General features: G+C 75.0%; 14 protein-coding genes. 10 read left to right on the top strand and 4 right to left on the bottom strand.

The window, feature by feature from the left end:
- The 8 genes from AC6EXY_RS31105 to AC6EXY_RS31070 form a co-directional block, all read left to right on the top strand.
- On the top strand, positions 1-981 hold a 981-nt coding region (locus AC6EXY_RS31105), incomplete at its 5' end, for a glycoside hydrolase family 6 protein (RefSeq protein WP_499842451.1).
- Positions 982-989: 8 nt separating this feature from the next.
- Positions 990-1,679, top strand: a complete 690-nt coding sequence (locus tag AC6EXY_RS31100; protein WP_499818064.1) for an SCO family protein — start codon at positions 990-992, stop codon at positions 1,677-1,679.
- A gap of 521 nt (positions 1,680-2,200) precedes the next feature.
- Positions 2,201-3,316 carry a type IV toxin-antitoxin system AbiEi family antitoxin domain-containing protein gene (locus tag AC6EXY_RS31095; protein ID WP_101831949.1) on the top strand — a complete coding sequence of 372 codons (1,116 nt, stop codon included), beginning with the start codon at positions 2,201-2,203 and terminating at the stop codon, positions 3,314-3,316.
- Positions 3,317-3,431: 115 nt separating this feature from the next.
- Positions 3,432-5,342, top strand: a complete 1,911-nt coding sequence (locus AC6EXY_RS31090) for a methylmalonyl-CoA mutase family protein (RefSeq protein ID WP_101831926.1) — start codon at positions 3,432-3,434, stop codon at positions 5,340-5,342.
- Positions 5,342-7,591, top strand: coding sequence for a methylmalonyl-CoA mutase (gene scpA / locus AC6EXY_RS31085; protein WP_101831925.1), 2,250 nt, complete (start codon positions 5,342-5,344; stop codon positions 7,589-7,591). Before AC6EXY_RS31090 ends, scpA begins: the two co-directional genes overlap by 1 nt.
- Positions 7,592-7,620: 29 nt before the next feature.
- Positions 7,621-8,646 (top strand): methylmalonyl Co-A mutase-associated GTPase MeaB, encoded by a 1,026-nt coding sequence (meaB, locus tag AC6EXY_RS31080; protein ID WP_101831924.1) that lies wholly within the window; start codon positions 7,621-7,623, stop codon positions 8,644-8,646.
- A 415-nt stretch (positions 8,647-9,061) separates the two neighbouring features.
- The gene (locus tag AC6EXY_RS31075) at positions 9,062-10,150 is read left to right on the top strand and encodes a zinc-binding dehydrogenase (RefSeq protein ID WP_101831923.1); all 1,089 of its coding nucleotides are present in this window, start codon (positions 9,062-9,064) and stop codon (positions 10,148-10,150) included.
- Between the two features lie 361 nt (positions 10,151-10,511).
- Positions 10,512-13,319: an Hsp70 family protein gene (locus tag AC6EXY_RS31070; RefSeq protein WP_499818065.1), complete on the top strand. Its 2,808-nt coding sequence runs from the start codon at positions 10,512-10,514 to the stop codon at positions 13,317-13,319.
- Positions 13,320-13,728: 409 nt separating this feature from the next.
- Here the strand turns inward: AC6EXY_RS31070 and AC6EXY_RS31065 are convergent, their stop codons facing one another.
- The gene (locus AC6EXY_RS31065; protein WP_499818066.1) at positions 13,729-16,707 is read right to left on the bottom strand and encodes a WD40 repeat domain-containing serine/threonine protein kinase; all 2,979 of its coding nucleotides are present in this window, start codon (positions 16,705-16,707) and stop codon (positions 13,729-13,731) included.
- 443 nt (positions 16,708-17,150) lie between these two features.
- Between AC6EXY_RS31065 and AC6EXY_RS31060 the strand changes: the two genes are divergently transcribed.
- Positions 17,151-17,972 carry a class I SAM-dependent methyltransferase gene (locus tag AC6EXY_RS31060; protein WP_101831840.1) on the top strand — a complete coding sequence of 274 codons (822 nt, stop codon included), beginning with the start codon at positions 17,151-17,153 and terminating at the stop codon, positions 17,970-17,972.
- Positions 17,973-18,038: 66 nt separating this feature from the next.
- Here the strand turns inward: AC6EXY_RS31060 and AC6EXY_RS31055 are convergent, their stop codons facing one another.
- The 3 genes from AC6EXY_RS31055 to AC6EXY_RS31045 form a co-directional block, all read right to left on the bottom strand.
- Positions 18,039-19,115, bottom strand: a complete 1,077-nt coding sequence (locus AC6EXY_RS31055; RefSeq protein ID WP_101831839.1) for a hemolysin family protein — start codon at positions 19,113-19,115, stop codon at positions 18,039-18,041.
- Positions 19,112-20,512 (bottom strand): hemolysin family protein, encoded by a 1,401-nt coding sequence (locus tag AC6EXY_RS31050; RefSeq protein WP_101831838.1) that lies wholly within the window; start codon positions 20,510-20,512, stop codon positions 19,112-19,114. The genes AC6EXY_RS31055 and AC6EXY_RS31050 overlap by 4 nt, the downstream gene beginning before the upstream one ends.
- A gap of 248 nt (positions 20,513-20,760) precedes the next feature.
- The gene (locus tag AC6EXY_RS31045) at positions 20,761-20,922 is read right to left on the bottom strand and encodes a hypothetical protein (RefSeq protein WP_165818362.1); all 162 of its coding nucleotides are present in this window, start codon (positions 20,920-20,922) and stop codon (positions 20,761-20,763) included.
- Between AC6EXY_RS31045 and AC6EXY_RS31040 the strand changes: the two genes are divergently transcribed.
- Positions 20,921-21,742 (top strand): DUF4232 domain-containing protein, encoded by an 822-nt coding sequence (locus tag AC6EXY_RS31040; protein WP_499818067.1) that lies wholly within the window; start codon positions 20,921-20,923, stop codon positions 21,740-21,742. The genes AC6EXY_RS31045 and AC6EXY_RS31040 overlap by 2 nt on opposite strands.
- The last annotated feature ends 194 nt before the right edge of the window (positions 21,743-21,936 follow it).

The following is a 21,936-nucleotide window of genomic DNA, read 5'->3' as shown; positions in this document are numbered from 1 at the left end:
GCTCTGCCGAGCTCACCCGCCGGTGCCCCGGCGGACGGCGCCACCTCCGCGCCGGCGGCGCCGGCCGGTGGTGCCACGCCCGCGCTCGGCGGCGCGCTCGCCGGGAACCCGTTCGCCGGCGCCACCCTCTTCGTCGACCCGAACGGTGACGCCGCCGCGGCGGTGCGTGCCCTGCGGGCAAGCGATCCCGCCGGTGCCGCGACGCTGGCCCGCCTCGCCGAGCATCCGCATGCCGACTGGATCACCGACCCCGACCCGGCGGCGGCGCGCGCGCGGGTCAGCGCCCGGGTGGGGGCGTCGCGCGCGGTGGGCGCGCTGCCTGTGCTGGTCGCCTACGCCATCCCGCAGCGCGACTGTGGGGGCGGGCAGTCGGCCGGCGGGGTGGGCGGCGCGGCGGCCTACCGGGCCTGGATCGCCGCCTTCGCGGCCGGCCTCGGCGGCCGGGCGACCGTCATCCTCGAACCGGACGCGCTGGCGCAGATCGACTGCCTGGCACCGGCCGCCGCCGCGGCCCGCTACGCGATGCTCGGCGACGCCGTCGACCAGCTCACCGCCGCCGGTGCCCAGGTCTACATCGACGCCGGCAACGCGACCTGGCATCCGGCCGCCGACATGGCCGCCCGGCTCCGCCAGGCCGGCGTCGCCCGCGCCCGCGGCTTCGCCCTCAACGTGTCGAACTTCGACGAGACAGCCGACGAGACCGCGTACGGCGACGCGATCGTCGCCGCGCTCGGCGGCGGCGCCCACTTCGTCGTCGACACCTCCCGCAACGGTCGCGGCCCCGCGCCGGACAACGCCTGGTGCAACCCGTCCGGGCGCGGGCTCGGCCCGGCACCGACCGGCGCCACCGGTGACCCGCGGGCCGACGCCTTTCTGTGGATCAAGGTGCCCGGCGAGTCCGACGGCGCCTGCAACGGCGGCCCGCCGGCCGGCCAGTGGTGGCTCGACTACGCCCTGGGCCTGGCCAGCCGGGCCACGTGAGAGCCGCCGTGACCCACGCCCGCCGGACGGCCGTGCTCGGGTTCGGTTGCGTGCTCGTCCTGCTCGGCGGACTGATCGCCGGCTGCGGAGCCGGCGGCTCGTCGGCCTCGCCGGGCGGTGGGGCGGCGGGCGGATCGGCGGTGGTGCGCCTCGACGACGTGGCGGGGGCCAGCGGCGTGCGCGGCGTGCGCCTCGACCCGCCGGTGCGCCTGCCGGCCATCACCCTGACCGACACCGCCGGCCGCCCATGGACCCTGCCGGCGGCCACCGACGGCCGGCTCACCCTGCTGTTCTTCGGCTACACGTCGTGCCCGGACATCTGCCCGACCACCGTCGCCGACCTCGCCGCGGCGCTCAGCCTGCTCACCCCGGCGCAGCGGGCCCGCGTCCACGTCGTCGTCGCGACGACCGACCCGATCCGGGACACCGGGCCGGTGCTGCGCCACTGGCTGGACCAGTTCGACAGCTCCTTCGTCGGCCTCACCGGGCCCGCGGACGCCATCACCCGACTCGCCGGCGCGGCCGGGGTCACGTTCAGCACGCCGACGACGGCTGCGGATGGCGGCATCATCGTGCCGCACAGCAGCCAGGTCACTGCCATCGGGCCGGACGGCGTCGCCCGGGTCGGATACCAGGCCGGCACGGACGTCGCCGACTACGCCCACGACCTCCCGCTGCTGCTGGCGGGGCACAGCTGAGCGGTGGGGCCGGCGCCCGTCCCGCCGCGCTGCCCACGCCCCGCCGACCAGCCGGGCGGTGGGTACGCACCGGGTCGAGTACCGGCCCGACACCGGCGTGGAGGCCGGGTGGCTGAGGGAGGCGGGCCGGATGCGTCTGGCGGAGGTCTGCCGTCTCGCCGTCTCGCCGTCTCGTCGCCCGGCCCGTTCCGCCGGTGGTGCTGACGGTCGGCTGCCTGCTGCCCTCGCCGGCGGGGTGTTGCCGGCGGATCCCCGACGAGTGGGGCGGCGGCGCCGCGACCGCGGGCACCTGCTGACGCCACCGGCCCCAACGCCCGGCGAACCCGGTTGCTTCGCGCCTTTCCCGTGCGGACGACCATTTCCGTGAGCGTCGTCCGAATACTCGGGGGAATGGTGCGACGGGAGCATCCTCGGATGGGCGGAAAGGGCAGACGATCTGCTTACCGATGGTCGCGCGCGTGGTTATCCACAGATTTCTCCCGGGGCTGGATCGCTCGCCGCCGATACTGGATTCTGTGGTCATGACCTCTTCGACCTCGGCCTCGACCCAGCCGACCCGACCCGTCATTCCTCTCTATCCGGGCCTTGACCCGGCCATCGCGGTGGCGCGCCGACAGGGCGGGATGATCACCTTCCGGCAGGCGATCGCCGCCGGCCTGACCCGCGGCCAGCTGCGCCAGCTCGTCCACTCCGGGCAGTGGAACCATCCCGTCCGCGGGGCCTTCGTCGTGCCCGGAGCGCAGGGGTGCCCGCCGCTGCGCCTCGCCGGCCTCCCGGCGGTGGCCGAGGGGCCCGCCGGCCCCCGCCCGACGGCCGAGGTCGAGGCGCTGCCGGTCGTCGCCGCCGGTCCCGTCACGTTTCCGCCCCCGCCGTTCCCGCTGGCCGCCCGCGCCCGAGCGGCGCTGGTCGGGCGTCCGCAGGCGGTCGTGTGCGGGGTGAGCGCGGCGCGTCTGCTCGGTTTTCCCGCCGCGGATTCCGACAGCGCCGAGGAGCCGGTGCACCTGATGCTTCCGCCGAAGCTCACCCGGGCGCAGCCGCGCGGTATTCGCCTGCATTTCACCGAGCTGGGCGCGGACGAGCGGATCGAGCTCGACGGCATCCCGCTGACGTCGCCCGCACGGACGCTGGCCGACCTGGTCCTCTCAGCCCCGGCGCGGGAGGCGGCCGTCGCCGAGATGGACGCCGCCCTGCGTGGCGGTCTCGTGCGGGACCTGCAGGGCGCCCAGGAGTCGGCGCAGGGGCGACGCGGATTCCGCACGGTGCTGCGGTGGTGGCCGCTGGCCGACGGGCGCGCCGAGTCGGCGCTGGAGACCCGGCTACGGCTGCTGCTCACCGACGCCGGTCTCGCGCCGCCCCACCTGCAGTGGCCGGTCACCGACGCGGCCGGGGAGGTGGTCGCGCGGCTCGACCTCGCCTGGCCGCGCCACCGGCTCGACGTCGAGGCGGACACCTGGACCGCCGCCAGCTCGGCGGGTGTCGTGCACCACGAGCGCCAGCGCGGCAACGCGCTGGCGGCGCTGCGCTGGACGGTGCTGCGGTTCAGCGCGCTCGACGTCGCGTGGCACCCGGAGCGCATCGTGGCGGCGGTCGGCCAGGTCCTCGCCGGGAACACGGGCCAGGCGCTGCGCGCCTCCTGAGACCGGCGGATCGCCGGCCGTGAGCAACGCCACCATCCGGGCAAACGGATGCCAGGCCGTGTGATGGGAAGTACATTCCAAGCCCACCGGACGTCCCGCGCCTACGATCCGGAGCATGAGCGTTCCAACTGCCGGAATGTCGCTGGCGGCCGACTTTCCGGAAGCCACGCGTGCCGAGTGGCAGAAGCTCGTCCTCCAGGTGCTGCGCAAGTCCGGCGCGGCCACCGAGGCGACCACCCCGGACGGCGCCGAGGACCTTCTGGCCACGCCGACCTACAGTGGTCCGCGCCTGCGGCCGCTGTACACCGCCGACGATGCCCCCGTCGACGGTGTGGGCCTGCCGGGCCTCGCCCCGTTCGTCCGCGGCGGGCGGGCGCAGGGCGCGGGCAGCGACGGCTGGGACGTACGCGCCCTGCATGCCGGGCCGGACCCGAAGGCGGCGGCGCAGGCCGTGCTCGGCGACCTCGAGAACGGCGTCACGTCGCTGTGGCTGCGCCTCGGGCCCGGCGGCCTGCCGGTCGACGCGCTCGGCACGGTGCTGGCCGAGGTGTTCCTCGACCTCGCGCCGGTCGTGCTCGACGCCGGTGCGCTGACCGTGCCCGCGGCCGAGGAGCTGTTCCGGCTGGCCGCGGCCCGCGAGCTGCCCGGCTCGCGGCTCGCGGGCAGTCTCGGCGCCGACCCGATCGGCCTCGCGGCCCGCGCGGGCCTCGCCGCCGACGGGCCGGCCGGGCTCGGGGACGCCACCGCCCTCGCGGCCCGGTGCGTACGGGAGTTCCCGGGCCTGCGGGCCGTCGTCGTCGACGCCCAGCCCTACCATCGCGCCGGCGCCAGCGACGCCCAGGAGCTCGGCGCGTCGCTGGCCACCGGGGTGGCCTACCTGCGCGCCCTCACCGACGCCGGGCTGGGCCTCGCCGAGGCGCTCGGCCAGCTGGAGTTCCGCTACGCGGTCACCGCCGATCAGTTCACCTCCATCGCGAAGCTGCGCGCCGCCCGCCGGCTGTGGGCGCGGGTCGCCGAGGTGTGCGGCGCGGAGCCGGACGCGCGGGCCCAGCGCCAGCACGCGGTCACCTCGTCGGCGATGATGACCCGTCGTGACCCCTGGGTGAACATGCTGCGCACGACGCTGGCGTGCTTCGGGGCCGGCGTCGGTGGTGCGGACGCGGTCACCGTGCTGCCGTTCGACAGCCGTCTCGGCCGGCCCGACGACTTCTCCCGCCGCATCGCCCGCAACACCCAGACCCTGCTGCAGGAGGAATCGAGCCTGATCCGGGTGATCGACCCGGCCGGCGGCTCCTGGTTCGTCGAGTCCCTCACCGCCGAACTCGCCGAGGCCGCCTGGGCCACCTTCACCGAGATCGAGCAGGCGGGCGGCATCGTGGCGGCTCTGCGCGGCGGAATCGTCGCCAGCCGGATCGAGACGACCCGGCAGGACCGCTTCGACGCGATCGCCCACCGCCGTGACCCGATCACCGGCGTCAGCGAGTTCCCCAACGTCGCCGAGAAGCTGCCCGAGCGTCCCGCCGTCCCCGTCGAGGAGCTCGACGTGCCCGCGGGCGCGGCGCCGGGGCTCCCGGAGATCCACTACGACGCCGACTTCGAGGCGCTGCGGGCCCGCGCCGACGCGCACGCGGCCACCGGCGCCCGCCCGGCGGTGTTCCTGGCGACGCTCGGCAGCGCGTCCGCGTCGACCGCGCGTGCCACCTTCGCCGCCAACCTGTTCCAGGCCGGCGGTTGCGAGACCCCGACATCCGGGCCCGGCACCGACCCGGCGGCGATCGCGGCGGCCTTCACCGCCTCCGGCGCCGCCGTCGCCTGCCTGTGCTCGGCTGACAAGGTGTACGCGGAGCACGCCGCCGGGGTGGCGCGGGCGCTGCGCGAGGCCGGTGCCCGTCAGGTCTGGCTCGCGGGCCAGGCCGGCGAGCGCGCCGGATCCGATGCCGAGGCGGGTATCGGCGGGTACGTGTTCACAGGATGCAACGCCGTCGCCGTGCTCCAGGCGACACTGGCCGAGGCGGGAGTGGCCTGATGTCCGTCGAGAACTCCACGGCGCGCTCCACCGCGATCCCGGACTTCTCCCACGTCCAGCTGGGCGGGCCGCCGGCCGGCGCCGACGCGCCCACCGACGCGTGGCGCGCGGCCGTCGAGGCCGCCACCGGCAAGGACGTCGAGGCACTGACGTGGGACACCCCCGAGGGCATCGCGGTCAAGCCGCTCTACACCCCCGAGGACACCGCCGGCCTCGACTTCCTGCGCACCTATCCGGGCGTCGCCCCGTTCCTGCGCGGTCCCTACCCGGCGATGTACGTCACCCAGCCGTGGACGATCCGCCAGTACGCCGGCTTCTCCACCGCCGCCGCGTCCAACGCGTTCTACCGGCGCAACCTCGCCGCCGGGCAGAAGGGCCTGTCGGTCGCCTTCGACCTGCCCACCCACCGCGGCTACGACTCCGATCACCCGCGGGTCACCGGCGACGTCGGCATGGCCGGGGTGGCCATCGACTCGATCCTCGACATGCGCCAGCTGTTCGACGGCATCCCACTGGACCGGATGAGCGTGTCGATGACCATGAACGGCGCCGTGCTGCCGGTGCTCGCGCTCTACATCGTCGCGGCCGAGGAGCAGGGGGTGGCCCCCGAACAGCTCGCCGGGACCATCCAGAACGACATCCTCAAAGAGTTCATGGTCCGCAACACCTACATCTATCCGCCGCAGCCGTCGATGCAGATCATCTCGGACATCTTCTCGTACACCTCGCAGAAGATGCCGCGGTTCAACTCGATCTCCATCTCCGGCTACCACATGCAGGAGGCCGGCGCGACCGCCGACCTCGAACTCGCCTACACCCTCGCCGACGGCGTCGAGTACATCCGGGCCGGCCTCGGCGCGGGCCTCGGCATCGACGCGTTCGCGCCGCGGCTGTCGTTCTTCTGGGCGATCGGCATGAACTTCTTCATGGAGGTCGCCAAGCTGCGCGCCGCCCGGCTGCTGTGGGCGCGGCTGGTGAAGCAGTTCGACCCGAAGAGCGCCAAGTCGCTGTCGCTGCGCACCCACTCGCAGACCTCCGGCTGGTCGCTGACCGCGCAGGACGTGTTCAACAACGTGGTACGCACCTGCGTCGAGGCGATGGCCGCCACCCAGGGCCACACCCAGTCGCTGCACACCAATGCCCTCGACGAGGCGCTGGCGCTGCCCACCGACTTCTCCGCCCGCATCGCCCGCAACACCCAGCTGCTGCTGCAGCAGGAGTCGGGCACCACCCGCGTCATCGACCCGTGGGGCGGCAGCCACTACGTCGAGCGGCTCACCCACGACCTGGCACGCCGCGCCTGGGCGCACATCAGCGAGGTCGAGGCGTCGGGCGGCATGGCCCAGGCCATCGACGCCGGCATCCCCAAGATGCGCATCGAGGAGGCGGCCGCGCGCACCCAGGCGCGCATCGACGCCGGCCGCCAGCCGCTCATCGGCGTCAACAAGTACCGGGTGGACGCCGACGAGGCGATCGAGGTGCTCAAGGTCGACAACTCGGCGGTACGCGCCGAGCAGATCGACAAGCTGCGCCGCCTGCGCGAGGAGCGCGACCAGACCGCCGTCGCCGCCGCGCTCGGCGCGCTGACCGCGGCGGCGGAGGCGGCCCGCGACGGCAGCCGTCCCGCCGACCTGTCGCACAACCTGCTCACCCTCGCCGTCGACGCGGCCCGGGCGAAGGCCACGGTCGGCGAGATCTCCGACGCCCTGGAGAAGGTCTACGGGCGCCACGCCGGCCAGATCCGTACCATCTCCGGCGTGTACCGGGACGAGGCGGGCTCCGCCGGTAACGTCGACGCCGCCCGCGAGGCCGCCGCCGCCTTCGAGCGGGAGGAGGGTCGCCGGCCCCGCATCCTGGTCGCCAAGATGGGCCAGGACGGCCACGACCGCGGCCAGAAGGTCATCGCCAGCGCCTTCGCCGACATCGGCTTCGACGTCGACGTCGGCCCGCTGTTCCAGACGCCCGCCGAGGTCGCCCGCCAGGCGGTCGAGGCGGACGTGCAGATCGTCGGCGTGAACTCCCTCGCCGCGGGTCACCTCACCCTGGTGCCCGCGCTGCGTGAGGAGCTCGCAGCGCTCGACCGGTCCGACATCCTCATCGTGGTCGGCGGGGTCATCCCCCCGCAGGACTTCGACGAGCTGCGGGCCGCCGGGGCCGCGGCGATCTTCCCGCCGGGGACGGTCATCGCCGACGCCGCGCTGGAGCTGCTCGCGACCCTGGCCAGGCAGCTCGGCCATTCGGGCACCTGAACCGCCCGCGTCATGACATACCTGGCATCGTGACCCGGCGACCCATCGATCTCACCGAGTACGCGGACGGCGTGCTGGCCTCGTCGCGAACCTGGATCGCGCGGGCCATCACGCTCGTCGAGTCCACCCGGGCGGACCACCGGGAGCTCGCGCAGCAGCTGCTCGTCATGCTGCTGCCGCAGGCGGGCAAGGCGCGGCGGGTGGGCATCACCGGCGTGCCCGGCGTCGGCAAGTCGACGTTCATCGACACGCTCGGCACCATGCTCACCGGCCGCGGCCACCAGGTGGCGGTGCTCGCCGTCGACCCGTCCTCGACCCGGACCGGCGGCAGCGTCCTCGGCGACAAGACCCGGATGGCCGCGCTGTCGGTGGACCCGGCGGCCTTCATCCGACCGTCGCCGACCGCCGGCACCCTCGGCGGCGTCGCCAAGGCCACCCGTGAGGCCATGGTGATCATGGAGGCGGCCGGCTACGACATCGTGCTCGTCGAGACGGTCGGCGTCGGCCAGTCCGAGACGACCGTCGCCGACATGGTCGACACCTTCCTGTTCCTCACCCTGGCCCGCACCGGCGACCAGCTGCAGGGCATCAAGAAGGGCGTCCTGGAGCTCGCCGACGTCATCGCGGTGAACAAGGCCGACGGTCCGCACGAGATGGACGCCCGCCGCGCCGCCCGGGAACTCGCCGGGGCGCTGCGGATGCTGCAGGGCGCCGCCGGCCCGCGGGACTGGAACACTCCCGTGCTGACCTGCAGCGCCGCCGAACGCACCGGCATCGACACCGTCTGGGCGCAGATCGTCAAGCACCAGGACACCCTCGACGCCTCCGGCGAGCTCGCCGCCCGCCGCCGCCGCCAGCAGGTCGAGTGGACCTGGGCGATGGTCCACGACCGCCTGCTCGCCGAGCTGCGCGCCCACCCGCGCGTCCGCGAGCTCACCCCCGACCTCGAGCGCCGCGTCCGCGACGGCACCCTCACCCCGGCGCTCGCCGCCGACGCCATCCTCACCGCCTTCGCCGAACCCGTGCCGGCACCTCGGTCATCCGCTCCCGCCTAGGCCGAACCCGGTGGAAGAACCCCTGTTCTCCCCCGGCCTGCACGCCCTGACCAGCGGCCTCGCCCGCAGCTACCGACCGTCGCCTCGAGCGGCCGTGGTCGAGAACCGGGTTCGGTCGCTCCCGGTACGTCGCATATCGCGCGCACTTCCCTCGGATGGGAAGTGATTGCGGGGGACAGCGGCACCGTGTCGCGAATTCGTGGTTCCCCGTCCGGTTCGCCCGGATTATGCGACACGCGCTGCCGTGAAACGGCCATCACGCTGCCAGGAGCCGTCGCGCGACACCATCCGCGAAGATCACGACCCGAGGTGCGGCCTGGAACCAGACCGGTACAGCCCCATTGGTCGATACTGCCCGGATGGTGGCCTGCGGCACTATCGTCAACGACTGATCGTGCGACGGGGAGGAGCCGCGATGGCGGGCAGAATCGGCAGGTCGGTGGTGTTCACGGGTTCCGGGGACGCGCTGGACCTGCGGGAGCACGCCGTGCCCGAGCCGCGGTCGGACGAGCTCCTGCTGCGCGTCACGCACGCCGGAGTCTGCGGCACGGACCTGCACCGCCTCTCGGGCGACCTGCCGAGACCGCCCGCGCCGATCTGCTTCGGCCACGAGGGCGTCGGCGTGATCGTCGCGTGTGGCGCGGACGTGCGGACCGACAGGGCCGGTGCGCCCATCGGACCAGGAGACAGGCTGTACTGGTTACCTCCGACGCCATGTGGTGAATGTGGGCACTGCACCTCCGGTGGCACGACCGCACTGTGCGAGCGCATGGTGTGGCCGGCGCCATACGGTCCCGGGACGTCGGCCGGTTTCCAGGAGTACGCGATCGTGCGCCGCACGGCGGCCTTCTTCCGGGTGCCGGGCGAGGTGTCGTCCGAAGCGGTCATCGCGTTCGGCTGCGCGATGCCGACGGCGCTCGGCGGGCTGGAGCGCCTCGGCTCGGTGGAGGGGGCCTCCGTGGTGATCCAGGGCTCGGGACCCGTGGGGCTCGCCGCGATCGTGGCGGCGCGCGACGCCGGCGCGCGACGCGTCATCGTCATCGGCGACCCGCGGCCTCGGCTCGCGGCCGCGACGCGGCTGGGGGCGGACGAGGTGCTGTCCCTGGAGTCCACGTCGATGGAGGACCGGCGGGCCCGGGTGTTCGCCGCCACCGACGGGCGTGGCGCGGACGTCGTGGTGGAGGCCGCCGGGCATGTGTCGGCGTTTCCCGAGGGGATCGATCTCCTGGCACCGCAGGGGCGATATCTCATCATGGGGCTCTACTCCGGCACCGCGACCGTCGACTTCAACCCGGTGGTCGTGAACAACCGTGCCCTCACGATCCTGGGGACGCTTGGCGGCTCGACCGAGAGCTACCACAGGACCGTGGAGATCGCGGCGAAGTACGGCGCGGAGCTCGGATTCGAGGAGCTCGTGACGCACCGGTTCCCGCTGGAGCGGACCGAGGAGGCCATCAGGGCCGTCGCCCGCGGAGAGACGATCAAGGTCGTTGTGAACCCCTGAGGCGGCGCGGGCGGTCTCGCTCACCAGGCGCCGGCACCCGCCATGATCTGGCCACGGCCCGATGGTGCCGGGCTGGTCGAGGAGGCCGGATCGCGACGGGCCGAGTGCGGATGGCGGCGTCGCGGGCGGCGAGCGGCGAACTCCGGAGCCGGCCAGCGGTGTTACCGCCCGATTCTCCTTGAGCACGACCCGGCGGCGGTTTCGGTTCAGCGTGAGCACGACTTTTTCTGTCCGCCAGCGGACACGAAAAATGCCTGGTCGGACGCTTACGATGTTTTCACCATCTGGGGGGAGGGTCTCCGATGGGCGGGTTCGACTCCCGATAGGGGCGGGCCCTGTGACGCGTGGTTCGGGAGACGCTGTGGGTTATCAGCTCGGCATCGACATCGGATCCGCGCACACGATCGTCGGGATCGCGGACGGCGGCTGGCCACGCGTCCTGGAACTGGGCGGGCAGCGGCGGCTGCCGTCGGTCGTGTACGCCCCGGCGGGCGGCGGGCTGGTGTTCGCCCGCGCGGCGGCGCGCCGCGCCCGCACCGACCCGGACCGGTCCGCCACCGACCTGCTGCGCCGCCTCGGCGACGACGGCCAGGTCCTCCTCGGCGGCGCCGCGTACAGCCGGGAGGGCCTGCTCGGCCGGCTCGTCGCGCACCTGGTGACCACCGCCGCCGAGCAGCTCGGCGGCCTGCCCGACCAGGTGGTCGTCACCCATCCGACGTTCTGGCCGGCGAGCCGGCGGGAGGCCTTCGCCGAGGCGATCGGGCAGCTGTCGGGCCTGGAGATGCCGGTGGTGGCCATCCCCGCCGCCGACGCGATGGGCACGCTGCTCGCCCGGGCCTCGCTCACCCAGACCGTCGACCTCGTCGGCTGGTACGACCTCGGCGCCGGGTTTCTCGACAGCGCGGTGCTGTCGTTCTCGCCGTTCGGCTACCAGCTCGTCGGCACGGCGGCTGGGATGCGCCACGGCGCCGGCCTCGACCTCGACGGAATGCTCGCCGAGCGCGCGCTGGACCACGCGGGCGTCGCCGCCGGCCTGGACCGGTCCGACCCGGCCGTGCGGACCGCGCTGGCCCGGCTGCGCCGCGACGCCGCGCAGGCCAAGGAGGTCCTCGCCGAGGAGGACGAGGCCGACCTCACCGTCAGCCTGCCGGGCGTGGAGACCACGACCACCCTGACACGGGCCGAGCTGGAGACGCTGGTCGGCCCGACGATCGACGACACCGTCGAGACGCTGCGCCGCGCGATGCGCTCGGTGCCGGCGGGGCCCGCCGACCTGTCCCGCATCCTGCTGTCCGGCGGACTCGCCTACCTGCCGCTGGTGTCGCGCCGGCTGCGCGCCGCCTTCCCGGAGATCACCAGGATCGAGCACCGGTCCGACGCGGACCTGGCGATGGGCGCCGCGATCCTCGCCGCGGACCTCGCCGACCGCGCGACGCGGGCCGGCGGCGCCGGCGCCGAGCAGACCTACGACACGACCGCGCTGATCCGCCCGCCGGACGCGGCGAGCCTGAGCTCGCTGCCCCCGTACCTGGCCGGTGACGGCAGCACGCCGCCCGCCGCCGCTGCCTCCGCCGATCCGGCCGCCGCGGCCGCGGCCGGACCGGGTGCCAGCGCTGCCGGTGCCGGTGCCGCGATGGCCGGCGGCGGCGACATCGACGGGCCGACCGCGCGGTGGGTCGTCGGTGACGGGCCGGACGGCCGCACCGGCACGCCGGGTCAGAGCGCCGACGCGGCCGCTGGCGGCTGGGGGACGTCCGGCGCGGCCACTGTCGCCCCGGGCGCGGCCTACGGCCAGGCGACGGTCTACGGCCAGGCTACGGACACCGGGCAGGCGACAGGGTACGGCCAGGGCCACGGCCCAGGCGGTGGCGCGTGGGCGAACCCGGGCGTGGGTGCCGCGGGTGTGGGTGGTCCCGCGGCCGGCTCCGGCGGGGCCGGCGATCGCCCGGTGGCGGCCGCGGCCGGCGCCTACGGGCTCGTCGGTGCCGAGGGCGGGGCCTCCGCCGGCGGTGCCGAGGCCTCCGTCGGCGAACCGGCGCCCGCCGGCGCGTCGGGTGGCGCCGCCGGCCCGGGTGGTCGCGGAGCCAGGCGCGGCGGTAGCGGGGGCGGGGGCGGGGGCGGGATCTTCGGGTCGCGCCGAGGCCTGATCGCGGCCGCGATCGTCGCGGTCCTGTTCGTGGCGGCGGGCACGACCGCCGGGGTTGTGCTCACCGACCGGGGTTCCGATTCCGGCACGCCGGTGGCCTCGGTGTCGACCTTCCCGACGACCGATCCGATCCCGCCGCCGGCCACCTCGTCGCCGGAGCCGCCGCCGGCGCCGAACCTGGTCCGGGTCGCCGGCTCGTCGGAGGTCGCGCCGATCACGGAGACGGCCTACAACGAGTTCCGCCGGACCCAGCGCAACGTCACCGTCAGCATCGAGGCGACGAGCACCGAGGACGGTTTCGCCGCCCTGTGCAGCGGTAAGGCGGACCTCGCCGACGCCTCCTTCGAGCCGAACCCCGGCTCGCTGAAGGATCCCGCCTGCGAGAAGAAGCTGGTGGGATTCGAGGTCGCCCACCACACGCTGCCGATCGTGATCAACCCGCAGAACACCTGGCTGCACTGCCTGACGCTGAAGCAGGTCAAGAAGATCTGGGGCGCCGACTCGTCGATCACCCGGTGGAACCAGATCGACTCCTCCTTCCCGGACGAGCCGGTGTCGTTCGTCGGCCCGCCCCGCACGTCGGTGCAGGCGCAGGTCTTCAACGCCACCATCAGCGACGCCAGCGACCGGTCCCGCTCCTACCGGCAGGCCGACCTCAGCGGCGTGGCCAACGACGTCGCCGGCGATCGGCTGTCCATCGGCTACCTGGACTTCCCCACCTTCGAGACGTTCGGAGACCGGCTGCGCGGCGTCGAGATCAACAACGGTGAGGGCTGCGTGGCGCCCACGGCGGTCGCGGTCGGCACCGGGCTGTACCTGCCGCTGTGCAAGCCGCTGTACATCTACGCGCGGATCGACGCGGTACGCCAGCCGGCGACTGCCGCCTTCCTGCGCTACTTCCTCGAGAACGGGCGCAAGATCGCCTTCGACGCCCACTACGTGCCCCGCACCGACGACACCGTGGGCCAGAACGTCTCCCGGCTGAACGCGCTCACGGCGGGGGTGGGACCGGTACCCGCCTGACCGGGGCCTCGCCGCCCGCCACGCGCGGTGCGGCTCAGGCGACCGGGAGGTTGAAATCTGTTGCCGGTTGAGCGCCAGATAGCGCCGATTGGTGCCGTCTGGTCATCGGCGGCTTCGCCGCCAGGACCGCCCTCGTTGTCGGCATCGTCGCCGCGGTGGCGCTCGCGGGATCCTGTTCCTCGGCGTCCGCCGCCGGCGCCGGCGCGCTTTCGCGGGCACGGACGCGCCCAGGCCGTCGGAGTCCTGACGTGCCAGCGCCGCCGCGGTGGAGACACCGCCCTGGTCAGCGCGTCGCCGTGGTCGAGGCGTCGCGTGGTCAGCGCGCCGCCCTGGTCAGCGCGCCGCCTGGTCGAGGCGCCGCCCTGGTCGAGGCCGCGCGGCCGCTCCACCGGCCGGCGCGGGCGCCCGATCAGCCGGCGCAGGCGTCGGTGTAGGGGACGCCCGGGGCGAGGCTGGCCCACTCGGCCCGGCTCGGCGCGGCGGCGGGGTCCGCGCACGCCAACCGGCGCAGCCGCCGCGGCTCGAGTGTCCCGAGCAGGATCGTGCCCCGCTCGGCGGTCAGGCCCACGGCACCGTTGTCGGCCGTGGTCATCGCCCGTGGCGCGCCGTCGAGTGCACCCAGCGAGGTGAAGGCCGGTGCGGCCGCGGCCAGGTTCCAGTAGACGACGGTGCCGCCGGCGTCGGCGCTGAGCAGCTGCTCACGGCCGGCGAAGGCGACGGCGGCCACCGGCGCGCCATGTCCGGTCAGGCGGCGCGTCACCCGGGGGTGCGCCGGATCGGTGACGTCGGCGACCTGCAGGGTCCGGTCATCGCCACCACTCGCGAGCAGCGTGCCGTCGGGGCTGAACGCGACGCTGTTCACCGCGCCGGCGTGCCCGGAGACCGTGCCCGTCTGCTGCGGGTGACGCGCGTCGCGCACGTCCCACAACTGGACGGTGCCGCCCACCCCGGCGATGGCGAGGACGGCGCCGTCCGGGCGCAGTGCCATGCCCGTGACCGGCCCGGCGCGGCCGATCAGCAGCTGCAGCGACACCGGCCGGCTCGGGTCGGTGACATCCCACAGCCCGACCGACCAGTCGACGCCCGCGGTGGCGAGCAGGTGGGCGTGCGACGACAGCGCCAGCTGGTGTACCGGCGTCGCCTGGGTGCCCAGCGAGCCGAGGGCACGCGGCCGGGCCGGGTCGGTGACGTCCCACAGCCGGCCCGCGTCGGTGGCGCCGCCGGTGGCGAGGGTGCGCCCGCTGCTGTCGAACACCACGCCCGCCGCGTGGTCGCCGTCCGAACCCTCGGCGGCGACGGTGGGCCGTCCCTGCGCGTCCACCCGCCACAGATGCAGCCGGCCCGTGTCGTCGGTGCCGGCCAGCACCGCGCCGTCCGGGCTCAGCGCGAGCCCGGAGTACGCCGGGCCCGCGGCCGCGACCTGGGTCGCGGTCGACCGGGTGAACGACGCGATGAGGGCGTCGCGGGCGGCGGCGGTCGGGGAGACGGCGTAGGCGGCGAGCGCGAGCTTCGCGGCGCTGTGCGGGTCCTGGGCGCGCCGGGCCGCGGCGTCGGCCGCGAGACGCGTGGACGCCGCGGCCCGTTCGTCCGCACCGAGCCGGGCGGAGCCGCCGTCGTCGCCCAGCACGACCAGCGGCACCGCCACCGCGGCGGCGGCCAGGAGCGCCACCGCACCCGCCAGCATGACGACGCGGCGTCGCCGACGGTCCCGGCCGGGCGCCGGAGGTCCCACGGGGCCGCCCGCCGGTCCCGCCTGGCCGCCCGCCGGGACGGCGGGGTCACCGGTGCCGGTGGCGGCGGGCGCGGCCGCACCCGGGGGTGGCGCGAGCGCGGGCAGGCGGGCCACGTTCAGTCCTTCGACGGTCCCGGTCGCGTTCTGTCCGCCGGCGGCGGGCGGCGGCGGGGGACCCGACGCGGGTCCCGGCCGGCCGGGACCCGTAGGACTCCCTGGGCCCGAGGCCGGCGGCGCTGCCGGGCGGCTGCCGACCAGCGGCGGGGCGGCGAAGGGCGGCGGCGACAGCTGCGTGCGGGGCATCTGCGTGCGGGGCATCTGCGCGCGGGGCATCTGCGTCGCCGGGCCGTCGCCGCCGGCGCCGCGCCGCTGGGCCTCCCGCCCGACCGCCGGGCCGAACGGCGCCGCCAGACCCGGAAGCCGCGTGGCCCCCGGCACCGGTCCGCCCGTCCCCGTTTCCGGCACCGGCCCCCCGGCCGCCGGCACCGCGCCGCCGGCTGCCGGCGGCGGGAAGCCAGCTGTGCGTATGGGGCCGCCGGCCGGGAGCGGGGCGTTGGTGGCAGCGGGGGGCGGGGAGGTCACGGGCGGCGCGCCGGTGGTGGCGGCCGCGGCCGGCGCGGAGGTGGCGGGCTGGCCGGCCGTCGACTCCGCCTCGGCGCCGCGCCCGCGGCGTCCCCACCGGCGCGGGCGCGCGGCGTGGGTGTCCGGTTCGGCGCCCGGCGCGGACGTCGAGGGGGTCGAGGGGGTCGAGGGGGTCGCCGGGGGCGGGGGAGCGACGGCGAGGCCGGTCGGGCGGACCGGCGGCGTGGTGCCACCGATCAGCGCCGTGCGCAGTTCCTCGGCGCTCGGGCGGGCGGCGGGATCCTTCGCCATCGCGACCTCGACGAGCCCGCGCAGCTCCGCGTTGACGCCGCCGAGCTGCGGGGGCTCGTTGAGGATGCGGTAAAGGATCGCCTCCATCCGGCCGGTGCCGAACGGTGGCTGCCCGGTCGCGGCGTAGACCATGATCGCGCCCCAGGCGAACACGTCCACGGCCGACGTGATCGGGGCATCCATGATCTGTTCCGGTGACATGTAGCCGGGGGTGCCGATCGCCTGGCGGACGTTGCGGCTGAGCTCGGTGTCGGCGTTGTACTCGCGGGCCAGGCCGAAGTCGATGACCTTGGGGCCGACGGGGGAGAGCAGGACGTTGCCGGGGGTGAGGTCGCGGTGGACGATGCCCGCGGCGTGGATGGCGCTCAGGGCCGTCGTCACGCTCACGGCGAGCTGCTCGAGGTCGGCGGGGCGCATCGGCCCGCGGATCGCCACGTGCCGCGACAGCGTCGGGCCCTCGACGAACTCGGTCACCAGATAGGGCTGCGGGCCGTGCGGATCGGCGTCGAGAACGGCGGCGGTGGTGAACCGGCGCACCCGGCGGGCGCTCTCCGCCTCGCGGGCGAAGCGGGCCCGGAACTCGGGCCGCTGGGCGAGCTCCGGCCTGATCACCTTGATCGCGACGGCGCTGCCGTCCGGCGCCCGGCCGAGGAACACCGTGCCCATGCCGCCCTGGCCGAGTCGCCCGATCACCTGGTAGGCGCCGAGCTGGCGGGGATCGTCGGGCTGCAGCGGACGCGCCTGGTTCCCGGACAGCGGAGGCGGCGAAGACCCCGTCACCATGCCCCACTCCCGCGGTGGCCTCGCGGCCCCGCATGCCCCTGCCCCGGCCCGGTGACCATGGCCGACGCCGCGGACACCCGTCTACCACCTCTTCATACCAGTAGGGGCAAACGGGAGGCAGCCCCGTCTTTGTCGTGACACCGACACGCCCTGACACGCCCCCGGTGGCGCCGGTGGCTGCCCGGGGACAGCGGGTCGTCCAACCCCGCCTCACCGGGGCGGGGTCTTGTCCGGGTCTGGGTGGCGGAGGTCGCGATGCGGCTGGTTTCGCCGTTCCTGGCCCGGTCGCGGCCGGTGGTGACTAGCGTGTGACGCGGCGCCGCGACGTCCGGCCGACCCGGCGGCCGTCGCGTCGGGCTGCGCGGCCGGCTGGCCCGTCCCGTTTTCCGCGTCGGGGTCGCCGCAGACCGGTGTCGGATGGCCGCCCCGCCCTGGGAGGTCGAGTGCTCCGTCGCGCCGCGAAGTTCGAGGTGACCCTCATCCCGACCGGCTCGTCCCTGCTCGCCCCGATATCGCCCGAGCCGCGCCGTTTCCTGCTTGACCGGGCCCTCGACGAGTTCGTCGCCGATCTCGGCGCCCTCGACGAGGCCGCCGCGACGATGGTCCCCGGCGCCGCCCGCCCCCTCATCGAATCGGCCATCGACGTCGCCGAGCCCGCGGTGGTCGACGGCACCCTGCTCGTCTCCGGGCAGGAGGTGATGCAGACCTGGGAGGCCCCACTGATGCGGGCGCTGGCCCGGTCGGTCACCGCCGCCGGCGGCAGCGTGCTGGAGATCGGGTTCGGTCTGGGGCTGTCCGCCGGATTCGTGCAGGAGGCGGGAGCGGCCCGCCACGTCGTCGTCGAGGCGAACCCGAGCACCGCGCGGGTCGCCGAGCAGTGGGCGGTCGCCGACGGCCGGCGCGGCGTCGAGATCGTCACCGGGCGCTGGCAGGACGCGCTGCCCGCCCTCGGCCGGTTCGACGGCATCCTGTTCGACACCTACCCCATGGACGAGGCCGAGGTCGACGCCTACGTGCTGCGGGACGCGACGTTCGCCGAGCACTTCTTCCCGCACGCCGCCGAGCACCTGACCGACGACGGCGTGTTCACCTACTACTCGAACGAGATCGACTCCCTGTCCCGGCGTCACCAGCGGGCCCTGCTGCGCCACTTCCGCGCGTTCAGCGTCGAGGTCGTCGACGGTCTGCGCCCCCCGGACGACTGCAGCTACTGGTGGGCGCCGTCGATGGCGGTCGTGGTCGCCCGCGGGCCCCGGCGGACCTGATCCCGCCGGCGCCCGGCCGCTCCTGGCCGACCCCGCCCGTCCGCGTCGGACGGGCGGGGGCCGTGCTCAGGCGGGCTGGTGCTCCTGACGATGCGCGCTGCCGCCGCGGACCGCGTCGTCGCGGATCTCACCGACCAGTTCCTCGAGGATGTCCTCCAGCGCGACCAGCCCCAGCACCGCGCCGTCCGCGTCGGTGACCCGCGCGAGGTGGGCGCCGGAATGCTGCATCGTCGCGAGCGCGGTGCGCAGGCTGTCGTCCGCGCCCACATGCGCCAGCGGTCGGATCCACTTGGCCGCGACAGGGCTTGCCCGCCGCTGCGACCTGGTCTCCAGGACGTCCTTGAGATGCAGGTAGCCGGTCATCTCCGCGCCGTCGTCGGCGCGGACCGGGAAGCGGGTGTACCCGGTCCGGGCGGCGAGCCGCTCGACCTCGCGGGGGGTGATCGTCGGCGGCACCGTGACGAGCCCGTCGGGGGCGAGCAGCACGGTGCGGGCGGTGCGCTCCTCGAACGACAGCGCCCCGGTGAGCAGCTCGTGCTCGTCCTCGGCGAGCAGTCCCTCCCGGTGCGACTCCTCGATCAGGCCGGCCACCTCGTCGCGGGTGAACACGCTGGCCACCTCGTCCTTGGGCTGCACGCCGACCAGCCGCAGCGTCAGGCTCGCCACCGCGTTCAGCGTGATGATCACCGGCTTGCCGAGCCGCACGAAGGTGACCAGCAGCGGGGCGAGCAGCAGCACGGACCGGTCCGGCAGGGCCAGCGCGATGTTCTTGGGCACCATCTCGCCGACGACGACGTGCAGGAACGTCACCAGGCCCAGGGAGATCGCGAACGACAGCGGGTGCAGCAACGCCGAGGGCAGCCCGGCGGCCTCGAACGGGCCGTGCAGCAGTTGCGCGATCGCCGGCTCGCCGAGCGCGCCCAGCCCCAGGGTGCAGACGGTGACACCAAGCTGCGCGCCGGCGAGCAGCAGCGACACGTTCTCCATCGCACCGAGGGTGATCTTCGCCAGCCGCGAGCCGGACTCGGCCATCGGCTCGATGCTCGTCCGCCGGGCGGAGATCAACGCGAACTCGGCGCCGACGAACAGCGCGTTGAGCGCCAGCAGCGCGACGGTCGCGGCGATCATCAGCAGCGAGCTCATCGGTCCGCCGCCTGTCCGGTCGCCTCGGCGCCCGAACGCCGCGCGGACGGATCGCCGGCCGGGCGTCGCGGGGGATCGTCGTCCACGGTCGTCACACCGGTCGGGGCCACGGGATCCAGGCGGACCCGGTCGACGCGGCGGCCGTCCATCCGCTCCACGGTGAAACGCACGCCCCCGACCGCCGTCGCGTCGCCCGCCCGGGGGATCCGGCCGAGCTCGCGGGCCATCAGCCCGCCGAGCGTCTGGTAGGTGTCGTCGGTGGGCACGGGGATGCCGGTGATGTTGCCGGCCTCCTCGGGGCGCAACAGACCGGACAGCAGCCAGCTGCCGTCCCGGCGGCGCAGCGCCCGCGGCGAGACCCGGTCGTGCTCGTCGACGACGTCACCGACGATCTCCTCGATGAGATCCTCCGCGGTGACCAGGCCGTCCGTGCCACCGAACTCGTCGACGACGATGGCCATCTGCAGGCCGCCGGCGCGCAGCGTCTCCAGCAGCGGCTCCAGCAGCAGGGTGGACGGCACGGTCACCGGCGCGACCATCACCGCGCGGGCCGGCGTGCGGTCGCGATCCTCCTCCGGGACGCCGACGGCGTTCTTGATGTGGACGACCCCGACGACGTCGTCGCTGTCGGCGCCGAGCACGGGGAAACGGGAGTGGCCCGTGCGACGGGTGAGGATGATGACCTCGCTCACCGGGTCGTCCGCCTGGACCGTGCGCATCCGCATCCGCGGTGTCATCACGTCCTCGGCGGTGCGGTCACCGAACAGCAGGGACCGCTGCACGAGCGTCGCCGTCTCCTGGGACAGCGTGCCATGCTCGGCGGAACGTCCCACCAGGGAGAACAGCTCCTGCGCCGAGCGAGCGGAGGCGAGCTCCTCCAGCGGTTCGATGCCGAGGCGATGCAGCAACCGGTTCGCGGTCGCGTTCAGGGAGCGGATGAGCAGGCTCGTCGCCCGGGTGAAGGCACGCTGCGGGCCCTGCACCGCGCGGGCGGTGGCCAGCGGATGGGCCAGGGCCAGGTTCTTCGGCACCAGCTCGCCGAAGACCATCGCGACCGCGGTGGCGAGGACCATCGCGATCGTCACCGACAGCGCGTCGACGACCCCGTCGGAGGCCCCGAGCGCCCGCACCGGGCCGTGCAGCAGCTGCGCGATCGCCGGCTCGGTGAGGAAGCCGATGGCGAGGTTGGTCACGGTGATGCCCAGCTGCGCCCCGGAGAGCTGGGTCGACAGGGTGCGCAGACCGGCGAGCACACCCCTGGCGCCCCGGTCGCCGGCCTGCGCGGCCCGCTCCACCGTGGGCCGGTCGGCGGTGACGAAGGCGAACTCGGCGGCCACGAACACGCCGCACGTGGCGACGAGCGCGAGACCGACTATCAGCAGAAGCGCCTCGATCATCGGTCGACCCCCGTCGGCGCTTCTGCATACGTGGGTCGGCCGGAACTACATCCGGCGTCGTCGGAGTCCTTCATGATCCCTTCCGGTCGGTGCTGGTCGCCCCGGTGCGCTGGCCGTACCCCGTCACCTGGGTTTCAACGCGCCGGGCGCGCCGTCCGTTTCACCGCGGTCGTCCGCGCGACGGCTCCTCCTCACGATGGCCTGTCGCCGCCGGACGGTCCAGGGTCGGCACGGGCATCGGTAGAAGATCACGGCCCGGGTCCGCTCTCGCGGGTGTCACGGAGGGTGACAGCGGGAAGAGTAAGGACGACGTCGCCGGATCTCACGCCCGCGTGCCGGACGAGCATCCAGGTGCCGCAGAGCATCCGGGCGCCGGGGTCGTTCCGGGCGCCGGACAGGGAGGTCGCCATGCATCGGATCCAGCGGGGTTCCCAGCCGCGTCGCCCCTCGTCGCACCAGGCGCCGGTCGGCGGGTTGGCCGGCGGGTTGGCCAGGCCGGCGCTGCTGGTCGCCGCGGCCGCGCTGGCGGCGGTCGGCATCGCCGGCTGCTCCGACCCGGCCGGCACCTCGGCCACCGTCGTCTCGCCGAGGGGCGGTCCGCCGGCCGGCTGGACGCCGTCGCCGACCGCCTCGCCCGCCCCCGCCGCCCCCGCCCCCGCGTCCACAGCCCCCGCGTCCACAGCCCCCGCGTCCACAGCCCCCGCGTCCACAGCCCCCGCGTCCGCGGCGCCGGGCGTGACACCGTCCGCACCCGCGGCCGCCCCGGCCGCGCCGACTCCGTCCGAGGCAGGGGCCGTCGCTCCGGATGGTGGGCTGTGCCCGACGTCGCGGCTGACGGTGCGCTCAGCCGACGCGGAGGGCGCCGCCGGCAGCACCTACGAGAAACTGGTCCTGACCAACACCGGCTCCGCGACCTGCCTGCTGCGGGGCTTCCCCGGCGTGTCCTACGTCGACGCGGCCGGTCGGCAGGTCGGCGCGCCGGCGGTGCGGACGGGTCCCGCCGGCGCGTCGGCGCGGCTGGCTCCGGGCGCGTCCGCGACGGCGACGCTGCGCACCGTCCATCCCGGCCTCCAGGAAGGCTGCGAGCAGACCTCGCAGACCACCCCGGTCGCGGCGCTGCGTATCTACCCGCCGGCCAACACCACCGCGCTGCGGCTGCCGCTGTCGGGCGTCTCGGCCTGCGTCAACCCGGCGGTGCAGCAGCTCTCGGTGACCACCCTGACCCGCTGACCGGGGGTCCGCCCGAGGCCGGCGCCGGCGCGCACACCCGCGCCGGCGCCGGTCCGGGTGCCGTCAGCCTGTCTTCCGCACGTTCGTGTGGTGAGACAGCTACGTGGTTGATTGTTCGGATCGGGTCGGGTTGATCGGGATCCGTGGTGGCGGGTCTGGGACTGTTCGTGGCTGTGTCGGTTGTGGCGGGTTAC

This window comes from Frankia sp. RB5 (genome assembly GCF_059816245.1).
The sequence above is the reverse complement of the archived record's forward strand: the minus strand, read 5'-3'. Positions and strand labels throughout refer to the sequence as shown.